Consider the following 11,871-nt stretch of genomic DNA (forward strand, 5'->3'; position numbering starts at 1 on the left):
ATCGACCCACCTCCTGATCAACTGCAATAGATCGCGCGGCTTTGGACGGATCGACCGCAGCGGATGCCTGTTGTCCGTGGACAAGGCTACGGACCGCTCGAACGACCGTCCGCTCAGACGTCCATTCGCCTGACGTACAGGGTCATCGCCGCGACGAAGACAAGTATTGAAGCCTCAGCCCCCAGGGATGACGAGTAGCTCACCTGGCATATGAAGTAGCTCACCTGGCATATGACACTGTCCTGCTCGAGGAAGCACCGTTTGACGACCTCGGTGGATGATTAAATCAACAAATCATGGTGGCGCGCTAAATTGTTGCCTGACCCTTGGATGCGCGAAGCACGTTCCGTGCGGCGCTTGACGGACCTCTCCACCGGGACACCCGCGCCGATCAACCTCCCGCTCCGTTCATTCTTCCCGTCTCTCCCTCGGCAGGGCCGCTGGCGCGACGACTCCTTGCAAGCGACTTTTGCATCAATTTAATTGTTATTTATTCTTGCAGGTCGAATTAAATCTAAATAGTATTAAATATTATAATATGAGAGATAATCGTCCCCGCGGCCGGGGCCGCCGCGCTGGGCGGTGAATCCGGGCCTCAGCTTGGCGTTCGCAGGGGATCGGCAGATGCAACGAACCTCCGGGCCAGTCGTCGCGGCAGCCATAGCTGTCATGATAGGAGGCGCTCCGTGCGGGCGAGCGGCGTTGTTGACCATGCCGACGGCTCCGCAGGCGGCTCTTGCACATATCGAGCTGGGGCGCCCGACGCTTCCGCCCTTCAGCTACACGGTGTTTTGCCAGCGCTATGAGACCGAGTGTCGCCCGCGGCGCTTCTTCCGCGGCGGGCCGGTGCGGTTGATTGAGAAGCGATGGGCGGACCTGAGGGAAATCAATCGCACGGTCAATTCGGCGATAGCGCCGGTTCGCAACGAGCTCGGACTCGCTGGCGAGACCTGGATCATCAACCCCGCTGGCGGCGATTGCAATGATTACGCAGTCAGCAAGCGCCACGAGCTGCTTCAGCGGGGCTGGCCGGCGCGGGTCCTGTTATTGAGCGAAGTCGTGGTCGGCTCCGGAGAGCACCATTTGGTGCTTCTCGTGCGTACCAGGAGCGGCGATGTGGTTCTCGACAATCTCACCCCGCAGATCAAGCCTTGGTGGCGGACGCCCTATCGCTGGGTTCGGGTCCAGAGCCCCGGCAGGGACGGGCTGTGGGCCGTGGTTGGGCGGCTAGGGGCATGAGCTCGAAATCAATGAATTTAGATTGCGGCGCGGCACGCTTGTACGAGTTAAAGCGTTAGGGAGAATCAAATGGAGTTCCGGGGATCCACGGAGGTGGAGACTGAGGGATTGCGAAGGGTGTGGCTGATTCCACCGTCGGAAAAGGATGTGGGTCCACACTTCGACTTTCTCAATCAAACGCGATCCAAAGGAAAACCTCATCGGCGCGGACAATGGCACTATCCGGTGGTGTGGTATGCCATGTGTGTCGTGCTGCTTTTGCTATTTCCAGTACTGACCTACGGGATGGCATTTTGGCAGCTTCCTCCTGCCCAGTCGCTTCCATTTGGCTGTCTTATGGCGTCTTTCGTCCTAAGCGCCGCATGTACTCTCTTGATTAGGCCCTCATCACCGGGGCGGGGATTGGGTGGGACAATCGCGTCCACAATGGCGATTTTTGGTGTGGTCTTCTTGGGGTTTGTCCTCACCAGAACCGATTATTCCCGCGCCATCACCCTCGGGATTTTCACATCTGCCCTGGTGCTCGTCCCCGCCCCGTACTTCGTAGGAACTGCGGCGCTGCACCAAGCTCTGGCGCTTGGCGGGCTGCTGGCAGCGGCGGCCGCGGGGTCGTTCGCATTGCGGGTTACACCCCAGGTAGCAGTGCACAGTAATACCTTGATCAAGACTGAGTTCTACAATTTGGACGTTCATACTTATTCGAACGCGTTTCCAAGATCTGCGGTGCGCGGCGGAGCACTGGCCCGGATCGGCGATCGTTATCTTCTCGTGAGCGGAGACGGCCATCTCCATGTCTTCTCCTGGGAAGCGGTCGACCACATGACCGTCCACACGCTGCCGTATCTGGTACCGATCAACGGCGAGGCGTTTTCCGCGGCTGCAGGCCGTCCATGGGCAGACCGCTCCGACTGGGTGCCTCAAGAGACCCAGAGCAGAGAGGCCGGACACGAGGTTCTTAATCCTGAGTGGTTCCGAACGTATGACCTGCTGGTTCAGGAGGTCAGCGCCAGTACACGCATTTTCGTCTCGCACGCTTACTGGCATGTTGGTCAGGAATGTTGGACCGAACGCATCTCCGTCCTCGAGGCGAACCGCGCGGCATTACTTCGCGGGGAATCTGTCTCCGGATGGAGAACCCTATATGAGACCTCACCTTGCCTGCCAACGCGCGGCGAACACCGCCGCCGCGGGATTCCTTTTGTCGGTTATTTTGGTGGGGGCCGGATGGCTCTCTTAAATCCGGAAACGCTGCTGTTGACCGTCGGTGATTTTGGCTTCGACGGGGCTGCCTCGGTTCACGCCTATGCACAGGACCCGGCAGCCTCGTACGGCAAAACACTGGCCATTAACATTACGGATGGAAACACTCAAATTTTTACGATTGGTCACCGAAATGCGGAAGGCCTCTATATCGATCGGTCTGGAACGATTTGGTCGACCGAGCATGGCCCGCAGGGCGGCGACGAACTCAATCAGCTGGTCCGGGGCGCCAATTATGGTTGGCCATTTGCGACCTATGGAACAGACTATGGTTCGTTCTCGTGGCCGCTGAATAAACCTGTTGCGGAGCAGAAGGGCTATGAAGCTCCAGTGTTCGCTTGGGTCCCCTCGATCGCAGTTTCTAATTTAGTCGGGGTGGAGCGTGGATTGTTTGCGCAGTGGCAAGGTGATCTCCTGATCGCCACACTCAAGGCGGCGACGCTGTTTCGCGCGCGTGTGCGGGACGGTCAGGTCAAATACCTCGAGCCGATCGCGATCGGGAGTCGCATCCGCGACCTCATCGAGGGCAATGATGGCAGTCTCTTGCTATGGACGGATGAACAGAAATTGATCTCCCTTCGTCCCAAGGAAGGTGCCACGGGTGAAACTCTTTTCGCGGAGAAGTGTAGCGGCTGCCATCAGCCGAACTTGATGATTGGCAATCGGATCGGACCAGATTTAGTCGGCATTGTTGGTCGTCAAGTCGCGTCGGTCACGAGCTATCCGGATTATTCATCGAGTTTGCGCCGGGTAGGGGGCACATGGACCGAAGAGCGCCTTAACGAGTTCCTCAAAGCACCAAGCGTCTTCTGTCCTGGAACGAGAATGGATTTCCCCGGTGATGTCAGCGCGACAGAACGCCGAGCCATCCTCAGTTATCTACGTACGCTTTGACGGAGTACGTCGTGCCGGCTTTGTAATTTTGCCATGCCTGTGAGCTGTGTCCGATATTCGCCCCAACGTTAGTCTTTAACGAGAAGATCTTTGGTCCAGAACAAATCCGCCTGTGCCATCGTGGACTCTAACGCAAGATGTGTGGATGTGTGCGCGGGTGGACACAGAAAATCGGCCGTACGTTGCGGCAAGATGGATTGTCTTGATCGTGTGACGGCCTATTCGATGGCCACAAGCCGGAGCTAATTGTGCCCGACTTCAAGCGCTCCGTGAGCGGCATGGCGACGCCCCTCGACGCATGGGCCCGCTTACGAGTTTCCGGATCTCGTGGAGCAGCAACATGCGCTTTTGTCTGCGCGGCATTGAGTAAGCCGTCGAACAGGACCAAGAGCTCGCGCGCCTGCGCGTAGACTTCCGTGTTGATGGCGTCGCATCGAATCCATAGGACGCAAGACGCGCGTTGATCTCGAACGTAGCGATTGGATCGATCCGCCAGCTCAGCGCGTTTTGCAGCGTGTAGTACACGGCCTTGTCTTCGAACTCCGAGGCGATCACTACCATGCCGATGCGGCGGAGCGTGGCCTCAATCGCCTTTTGGCTATAAGTCTCAAGAAGCTTGTGGCGCAGTACGCGGTAGCGCTGAATCTCCCAGGAGAGTTCGGCGACTGAACTCCGCCGGCAGCGCGGGCGCGCCGTTTGGAAGGCGCCGTTCATAGCGGCGAGGCCTCCTCCCCGGTGCGTGAGGGCACGGCCGCGCTCAGGACGGCGGCACTGGACGGGCTGTGGACTGGGCTCGCCACCCACAAGTCCTGCGCCACCGGCAGCGGCGCGATCTGCATATTGGCCCACCAGGCCCGTTCGTTGCCATGCCGGTGCAGCTCCTGGTGATGGGTGCGACACAGGGGGACGGTGAACTCGTCACTGACCTTGCGGCCGAGCGCCCTAGGTTGGGCGAATTTCAGATGGTGGGCATCGCACGGGGCTCGCTGGCAGACGAGGCAGGGCTGCTTGCGGACGAACAGCAGGTGGGCCTTGCTGCGCTTGCGGGGAGGCTCTTTGGGATGAGCGAGCCCCGTTTCGGGCGCCGCTGGCAGGGCCGGCTGCGGCGTGGTCTCGGTGCCCGCAACTGCTGCCGGCAGCGGTTCTTCTGCCAGGCTTGGCTCGCGATCTAACGCGTGCGCTTGTTCGACCCTGCTGGCTGCGGGAGGGATGGCGTCCTCGAGCTTGCTCTGATAGGCGGCCTCGACCAAGCGGGCGTCAGCCTCCAGCAGGCTGTTCTTGAGAGGAAGGCTGGCCTTGGCCCAGGCAAGCAGGTCAGTGCTGCCAGACAGCTCTGCGAGCTGGCGCAACAGCTGCTCGCGGAGCTCGGCGGACCTTGGCGGCCCCAGCACCGGCGCGCGGTTGAGCACGCCCTTGGCGGGCTTGGCTATCGCGCCAACGGCTGGTTGCGACGCCGCAGCGGGCGGGCCGGCTAACGCATCGGGGGCGTCCAGATCGTCTTCGCCGGCAATGCCGACCAGCGTGAACAGCGCATAGCGCCGCGCATAGGTCAGCGCCGCGCCCATTCGGTGCGGTGCGGCGGTGTCGGCGACCGGGCATACCGGCCAATCAGAGGCAATCCATTCGCCCGAGGTGTGGAGCAGGGTGGTCGAGAGCCTGATCAGCCCGGTGTCGGCATCGATCGCGGTGGCCTGCACGGTCGCGATCTCGTATCTGGTGAGGCACTTGCGCACGATCTCAAGCCCGCTGGCAAGCGAGGCATAGCGGAAGGTGCGGTTTTCCTCGCGCGGGAACAGCGACACGATGGTCGCGGTTAATAACTTTTCCGGGTTTTCCAGTTCGGCCTGCGCCTTGGCCAGCGCGCCGGCGATCTGGCTGATGGTCCCGCTGCAGCGCTGCATGGCTATCTCCACTGCTTGAGGGTTATCTGTCATTCAGGAGGTCGAGCTGGGTGGCCAGCATGAGTCCGGCGATGACCAGCTGGTTCTCCAGGTGACGGATCACGGCGAGAAGGACGTAGTCTTGGGCGGAACTCGCCTCAAAGCCGCGCAGTTTAGCCGACAGTTCAGCGAACAATTCGAATGCCGCTTGGTACGAATGCGGCGGATCACAGGAGGGATCGAGGTGGATGAAGTCAAAGGGCGGCAGCATCGGCAGAGGCTCCGAAGCGGGTGGCTCGAGCTGGGACAAGCGGCAGCCGGGGCTGAGCTTGGCGGACGGATTATGCGGCGTCGACCATGTCGAAGCTGATCGCGCCCGCCTTCGAGCGCTTGGCGCGCAAGCCGTGGCCGCTGGCCTCCTTTGCGTCTTCCGGCACCAGCGCCTTGAGCTCTGTTTTCGCCCGCTCATGCTCGCGCGCTGCGGCGTTGGATTTGCGATAGAGCGCCGCAAATTCAGCCCAGGCGTTCGATCCTGTCATATCGACCACACGCACCGCCGCCAGCCGCGGCCGGGGCGGTTCGACTCCAAACAGCTGCGGCGCCTCGCCATTTTGCACACCGCGCCAGAATTTCTTCTCGGCGGTGAGCAGCAGGTGTTGATAAAGCGGATCGGCATGGATCTTGATTTCGACCCACCGGCCACCACCGGTGATGATCGACAGCACCGCGGTGCCTGCGGCGACAACCCACATGTTGTGCTGCAGCTGGGCCATGTGCTTGTCGGCCGCCGCCTCCTCGGAAAAATTCCAGGGCAGCATGAACTTGGCCTCAAACACCGCGGCAGTTTGGTGTACCCGCCCATCGAGAGTCGCGGCCATCCACTTGTGCACGGGGTGGAAAACCCGCCGTTGAATGTGCTCGATCGCATGGCCGGTTTGGCGCTCGTACCAGGCGCGGTTGAGGTGCTCCGTCGCGGTGCCGAGCTGGACGATCATATCGCCCGACAGGTCCGCAGGCTCGACCTCGCCACGTTTTTCCTGCCAGAGCCGGAGGAGCGCCCCCGCGTCGCTGCCCATGATTATGCGGGCATCCGACCCGCCGATGAACGAGCGGCGAGTCACTGAATCAGGTATTCGTTTTGGCGGAAAATCCATCTGAAAAGTCAAGGGCGTGCATGGGACTTTCTAGTGCTCAGCTCCGCGCTGCTCGTGCCCTACTGAGGTGGAGTGCGCTCGACTTGGCTAAGGCCTCAAAGGTCGGCGTAGCGACTATCCGCCGGGTAGAGGTCATTGACGGAGAGATCCCGGTCACCGCTGCGAACGAGCAGGCCCTTCGACAAGCTCTCGAGTCCGCCGGCGTCGAGTTCATCGACGAGAATGGCGGAGGTCCCGGAGCCCGCCTCCGGAAAGGAGCCAGCGAAAGACCACGCTCATAGCTCAGACATTCGAATGGGCCTTCGCTGTCAACTAGCGCGTGCGGATAAGCATCTCGGCCTCGAGCCCGAAGCATGGGGTCGCTGCATAGCTCGCGCAGCGAGAATCGAAGAACTCGTTAGGCCTGTTTTAACCCCCGGCCTGTCAGCCTTGTGGTGACGCGAACTTCCACGATTCGGATTAGCGTTTTCCCAGTGGCGGTGTTTTTCCGGGAAGCAGCTCGTCAGACATCAAGGTCGGACGAATGCAATCTCTTATGCGAGAGGCAGGGAAAATGACCGCGCGATCAAACTTTAGTTGTCTTCAGCTGCTTTCTGCACGGCCGGTGCTCACCAGTGAATCGCAGGAGGAGTTCGACGCGCTCGCGATCGCTATGATCGAGTACATCAAGCCTGATGACCCGATCCGAGAAAGTTGGGTCATGGACGTGATCCAGGCGACATGGGAGATCGTTCGGTACCAGCGCACTCGAACAGCTTTGATCCAGTCTCAGTACCGCAACGCGCTTTCGAATCTGCTGCAGCACGTTGCGGATGTTGATGAGCTAATCGCTCTGCATCTTGCCGATGGGTGGTTCGGCACCAGGGCAGGCAAGCAGGAAGTAGCCAAGCGGCTCGAGCCGTTTAGCCTTAACGAGACCGCCATTGAGGCCGAAGCGATCAGAATGGTTTTTCCGGATCTCGAAGTGTTGGACAGTCTGCTGACATCGGCGCTGAAGCGACGCAACAAAGCGTTGCGTCTCCTCTCGGAAAGTGAAGCGCCGCTCGCGAGGAGGGCGAGGGAAGTCTCAAACCGAATCATTGCCGAAAACGAAGCGGAGGGCCGCCGTTCTGAAAGGGCTGAATAGAAGATGGCGAGCGCAGGGCAAATCGCCGCCAACCGCCTCAACGCCCGCAAGAGCACCGGGCCGCGGAGTGCTGCAGGCACATGGCGGACGCGAAAAAACGCCAGCCGGCATGGCCTGGCCGCGGTATTCAGTTGCGACGCGCTAGCGGAGATCAACGAGCTCGCGCGGCAATTCGCCAACGAAGCCGCCGATCCGATGCTGCTCCAGCATGCGCTTGACGCCGCGCATGCTGAATTTATCTTGGTGCGGGTCAAGCTATGGCGCATTGCCTGGCTCGAGCGTACTTACGCGACGGGATCGCCGCAGGATGTTTCCGACGTCGTTTTTATGCGTGAGATGAGAGTATGGCTCGGCAGCTGCGGTGAAAAGCCGCTGAATCTGCCCTCCGAGACAATGCCGCCGCCAGGGCGGGATCGATGCACGGAAGCCATCCGTCGTGCCCTACCCGAGCTTGCCAAGCTCGACCGATACGAGTCGCGTGCGCTGGCGCGCCGCGACCGGGCCTTTCGCGCGTTGCTCCGTCCAGGCAAGACAAGGTAGCGCGAATTTCTGCAGAACGAAGCCAATTTTGTTGAGGAGAATCAAAGCAGGTTTCCAAATTCATGGCGTCCTCTATCCTTTCATCTTCCGAATGCGCGCCCCCTGCGTGGGGTGTCGCTTCGAAACGCTCGCGGGAGGCAGGGCCACCCCACAAAGAGGGCCATCCATTTGCCGCTACGGCACGGTCTCCATCAATCGAGTGGGCGTGCCGGCCAGGGAAAAGCCGGTCCCGGGGTTGCGGAGCTGTTCAACTGGGTGAGGGCGATACCGGCCGGCTGCGCCAAGGAGCGTTCCCCAAGCACCATTGCCGCCACTTTACACTTGTATCGGAGGCTTTGTTGTCCTCTAGTTGGTCATTGCTGTTATGAGCCAATTATGCATTCACAGCACGATCCCAGAATGTCCGATGACCGCCTGGATCAATGGCTCGCATTTGCGCGCGAGTTCTTGGGGGCTCTCGCAATTCGCAAGAGGGAGCAGTTCGACCGGAGGGTCCCGATCGGAGACCTTCTCACCGAACGCGACGAAAACGCCGCAGCATATGGCTTCGGCGAGGGGACCACGATGTACGACAACGTGCTCGTGCTGGGATCTGTCAATGTCGGACGAAATACCTGGATTGGACCAGGATGTATCCTGGATGGCTCGGGGGGAGATTTGCAGATAGGGGACTGGTGCTCCATCTCCGCTGGCGTCCAGATCTACACACATAACACCGTAAATCGTTCTATTTCGCTCGGCAGGGACCCGATCGATTACGCACCCACCTGGATCGGCAATGGAGTATATGTGGGCCCTAATTCCGTGATCCAAATGGGTGTAACGATCGGCGACCGCGCGATCGTAGGTGCAAATTCACTGGTCAACAGGGATATTCCTACAGGTGCGAAGGCGTTTGGCTGTCCTGCGCGCCTTCAGCGGCCCTCAACGTCGAAATAAATGCAATCCGCGGCCGGCCCAAGTTTCCATTTTCGCCGCAACTCCGGTCTCCACCGATCTAATGGCAAATATCAACGGGCAAGCTGAGGAATAAATTACTGCATTAACAAATTTAAGTTGCTCTTCCGCTAGTTTGACGTACCATTTAATTGAGGGCTGGCTGTTGCAGGATGATCCCATGACCCATCTCGATACCGACGGCGAAGATCGTCGTGAGTTCTTGAAGAGCTGCGGAAAATTTGCCGCCGTCACCCCTCCTGCCATGACGCTGTTGCTGTCCACCTCTCTTACGTCAACCGCGATAGCCAGTTCAGGCGGTCATATTGTTCATGGCAACAATGGCTACGGCAACGGCGGCGGTGACGGCAGTCCGAACAATAAAGAGGATCGCGATCGCTAGATGTTGCTGTGGACAGCCGCGCCATAGCAGTGTCTACGGCGTCGCGACCGTCGCGGGGCTCAACCGGTGCGGCGGCGCTTGTGGCTAGATGAACGGTTGATCAACAAATCGTTCAGCTTCTTGCCGGCTCGGAGCTGCGCCTTCAGCCAGCGGGGTTGCTTGCCACGACCGGACCAGGTCTCGGACGGGTTTTTCGGATTTTGATACTTCGGCAGCACGGGCGGGTAGGGGCGGCGCGCACGTTCCCCGTTGGGGGCCCCGGAAGTTCCCTCGATCCTGCGAAGCCGCTCTTCGAGCTTGGCTTTTTCCGCAATCATTCTCCGACTAAGAACAGTCGTCACTTCATCGTAAAGCCGCCACAGCTCAGCTGTGGTCGCGGATGCCCACTCTTCGTTCCCCATGGAAGCCGTCCCCACTACTTCCGATTTGAAATAGGAGGGGGGCTTATCAGGTCGAAGCCCCGTCGGGCAAGCCTGATCGGCCCGCGCACAGAACTCTAGTGTGCAGTGCGGTACTTCTTGGCGCTACCAGCCGGGCCTGTGCCTTCGACCGGCCGGTCGCCTCCCAGCCGGTCTCCGCCGGCGGACCCTTCGCATCGGGCCGAGCAAGCGCTGCTCGGCCATCGACACGCGACTACGTAAATTCTGCAATTCGGTGAATTGAACGATCAGAGATTCATGCGTTTGCCGCAAAACAGCCGAAGAATACATATGACCACCTACTCATTACCAGCGATGTCCCGTGACCGCAGATTGAAGTTTGCCGGGTTAGCGAAAATGTCGCCCGAACTTTGCTGACCAGGTTTTCATCGGTGCTACTGCCGAAGCAGAGCCGTTATCGTTCGCGACGTCTGATTAATGGTTGGAAAATTTCCACTCCTCATATTGATGTTGGATGAATAGTATTACTTTTTGAGCCTCCTCTTCGTGTTATGGGGCGAGGCTTTCAGCTGCCTCGCTCCGGTCAAGTTTGTCGAATGTTAGATTTGAATCGTGAATGTGACTATATATCGTTCGTAATAAGTGGTCGGTGATGAGCTTGATGGCGGTTAACCAATCCTGACAGGCAGCCACATACTGGACCGCCAGATCTGCGGGAGAGTTTTGCAGATCATAGCCAGGAGAGAAGGCGCTGTTTTGTAGATGAATCGACTGCTTCGGATTTTCCATGGAGGACCGCAATCCTACGGTGCTGCACGCATTCTCAAAGCGAGTTACAGTGGTGTGGCCATCATGCGTTGCCGATCGCCGTGACGAATTGACAGTGCGGCATTTTGGCAGAACGGATTGTTGTGCTTCCCGCGCGTCTTGAGGTGAATGCAGGAATAAAAACTGCCGCGCGGGGTATCAGGAATAGGCAGGGGAAGCATGCGCCGCATCAGAGTCGTCATCGCGGATCGGCACCCGATCGTCTTGCAGGGGATCAGCAGCGTCCTTGCGGCGCAGCGCGATTTCGCGATCGTGGCCGCCTGCGGCGATACTGCAAGCTGCATTGGGGCCATCCGACTTTTGGTGCCCGACATTGCACTGGTCGATATTGCAATGCCCAGTATCAGTCGACCTGACATTCTGGCTATCGCAAACACCGCTGGCCAAGGTACCCGGGTCATTTTCTTCGCTGAAAAGGCCGGCGATCAAAGGTCGCAGACGCTGGCCGCGGGCCGCGCCTGCCTCGTCCTCACGAGGGATGCTGAGCCGGAGATGCTGGTCGCGACCCTGAGGAAGGTTGCGGAACGCCAGGGGCCGGCATCGCGGTCGCCGTGCACAGGTGGCGAGGTCCGTGGGGAGTCTCACATCGGTGAGGAAAAGGCTCCGACGCAGCTGACCGACCGGGAACGGCAGATCATGAGACTTGTATCGGAGGGGCTGTCGAACAAGGAGATTGGGCGTTTCCTGAACATTACCGATGGTACGATCAAAGTCCACCTTCACCACATCTTCCAGAAGCTCGATATCAGCAATCGAACAGTTCTCGCGGCATTTGCAATTTCGCAAAACGGGCAACATGCGGCCGCACGTGAACTCGCCCCTTCCGGCCTACTACAGCAGGATTCGTCGGTTCGAAACGACGAGGACGTCAAGCGTAGCAATGTCCTTCCGGAACGTACGCGTTAGCTGGACATCGCATCATGCTGGGCGGTGAGCATCGGTTGCGGCGCGCAGATGCTCGGCCATGTTGCGGCAGGCTCCTTCGGCCTCAGCCAATGTTCGGAAGGGCGACCCGCTGATCTTGATCGCGCCGTTGTTCTCGTAGAGTGGTCGCCAACTCGCCAGGTACCCGAAGCGTCCGTGAAAGCCTGGACCGGTAGGGCTCTCCAGGCTGATCACAAACGAGAAGCCATCGCCGCTCGCGCTCCAGATCTCCATGTTTTCGATTGGCCGGTGAAATTGCAGTGGCATGGCAATCATCCGTCGTGCGCTGCTCTTGACCCAGCTAATC

14 protein-coding genes are annotated in these 11,871 nt (G+C 59.5%); 7 read left to right on the forward strand and 7 right to left on the reverse strand.

Annotated features, from left to right (window positions below):
* Positions 1-624 precede the first annotated feature (624 nt).
* Both IVB19_RS14000 and IVB19_RS14005 read left to right on the forward strand, forming a co-directional pair.
* Complete coding sequence (locus tag IVB19_RS14000) at positions 625-1,239, forward strand: transglutaminase-like cysteine peptidase (RefSeq protein ID WP_247821521.1); 615 nt, start codon at positions 625-627, stop codon at positions 1,237-1,239.
* A gap of 426 nt (positions 1,240-1,665) precedes the next feature.
* Entirely contained in the window at positions 1,666-3,393 is a 1,728-nt protein-coding gene (locus tag IVB19_RS14005) for a PQQ-dependent sugar dehydrogenase (RefSeq protein ID WP_247821522.1), read from the forward strand.
* Between the two features lie 258 nt (positions 3,394-3,651).
* Here the strand turns inward: IVB19_RS14005 and IVB19_RS14010 are convergent, their stop codons facing one another.
* From IVB19_RS14010 to IVB19_RS14025, 4 genes are all read right to left on the reverse strand, one after another.
* On the reverse strand, positions 3,652-4,107 hold the full coding sequence (locus IVB19_RS14010) for a hypothetical protein (protein ID WP_247821523.1): 456 nt from the start codon (positions 4,105-4,107) through the stop codon (positions 3,652-3,654).
* Positions 4,104-5,294: an ERF family protein gene (locus IVB19_RS14015; protein ID WP_247821524.1), complete on the reverse strand. Its 1,191-nt coding sequence runs from the start codon at positions 5,292-5,294 to the stop codon at positions 4,104-4,106. Before IVB19_RS14015 ends, IVB19_RS14010 begins: the two co-directional genes overlap by 4 nt.
* 22 nt (positions 5,295-5,316) lie before the next feature.
* The gene (locus IVB19_RS14020; protein WP_247821525.1) at positions 5,317-5,544 is read right to left on the reverse strand and encodes a hypothetical protein; all 228 of its coding nucleotides are present in this window, start codon (positions 5,542-5,544) and stop codon (positions 5,317-5,319) included.
* Between the two features lie 70 nt (positions 5,545-5,614).
* On the reverse strand, positions 5,615-6,427 hold the full coding sequence (locus tag IVB19_RS14025) for a YqaJ viral recombinase family protein (RefSeq protein ID WP_085358720.1): 813 nt from the start codon (positions 6,425-6,427) through the stop codon (positions 5,615-5,617).
* Positions 6,428-6,980: 553 nt separating this feature from the next.
* Between IVB19_RS14025 and IVB19_RS14035 the strand changes: the two genes are divergently transcribed.
* From IVB19_RS14035 to IVB19_RS14050, 4 genes are all read left to right on the forward strand, one after another.
* Positions 6,981-7,553 carry a hypothetical protein gene (locus IVB19_RS14035; RefSeq protein WP_143274089.1) on the forward strand — a complete coding sequence of 191 codons (573 nt, stop codon included), beginning with the start codon at positions 6,981-6,983 and terminating at the stop codon, positions 7,551-7,553.
* Between the two features lie 3 nt (positions 7,554-7,556).
* Positions 7,557-8,093, forward strand: a complete 537-nt coding sequence (locus IVB19_RS14040; RefSeq protein WP_247821526.1) for a hypothetical protein — start codon at positions 7,557-7,559, stop codon at positions 8,091-8,093.
* A gap of 399 nt (positions 8,094-8,492) precedes the next feature.
* Entirely contained in the window at positions 8,493-9,032 is a 540-nt protein-coding gene (locus IVB19_RS14045) for an acyltransferase (protein WP_247821527.1), read from the forward strand.
* 178 nt (positions 9,033-9,210) lie between these two features.
* A complete protein-coding gene (locus IVB19_RS14050; protein WP_085358728.1) occupies positions 9,211-9,432 on the forward strand; it encodes a hypothetical protein in 222 nt (73 codons plus the stop codon).
* 59 nt (positions 9,433-9,491) lie between these two features.
* Here the strand turns inward: IVB19_RS14050 and IVB19_RS14055 are convergent, their stop codons facing one another.
* Positions 9,492-9,833 (reverse strand): H-NS histone family protein, encoded by a 342-nt coding sequence (locus IVB19_RS14055; protein WP_085358730.1) that lies wholly within the window; start codon positions 9,831-9,833, stop codon positions 9,492-9,494.
* Between the two features lie 528 nt (positions 9,834-10,361).
* On the reverse strand, positions 10,362-10,601 hold the full coding sequence (locus IVB19_RS14060) for a hypothetical protein (RefSeq protein WP_085358732.1): 240 nt from the start codon (positions 10,599-10,601) through the stop codon (positions 10,362-10,364).
* A gap of 198 nt (positions 10,602-10,799) precedes the next feature.
* On the opposite strand from IVB19_RS14060, the gene IVB19_RS14065 reads away from it, so the two are divergent.
* Positions 10,800-11,546 carry a response regulator transcription factor gene (locus IVB19_RS14065; protein ID WP_085358734.1) on the forward strand — a complete coding sequence of 249 codons (747 nt, stop codon included), beginning with the start codon at positions 10,800-10,802 and terminating at the stop codon, positions 11,544-11,546.
* Positions 11,547-11,558: 12 nt separating this feature from the next.
* Here IVB19_RS14065 and IVB19_RS14070 read toward each other — a convergent pair whose 3' ends face one another.
* Positions 11,559-11,831, reverse strand: coding sequence for a hypothetical protein (locus IVB19_RS14070; RefSeq protein ID WP_162847239.1), 273 nt, complete (start codon positions 11,829-11,831; stop codon positions 11,559-11,561).
* Positions 11,832-11,871 lie beyond the last annotated feature (40 nt).

This window comes from Bradyrhizobium sp. 187 (assembly GCF_023101005.1).
Taxonomy (GTDB): Bacteria; Pseudomonadota; Alphaproteobacteria; order Rhizobiales; family Xanthobacteraceae; genus Bradyrhizobium; species Bradyrhizobium canariense_D.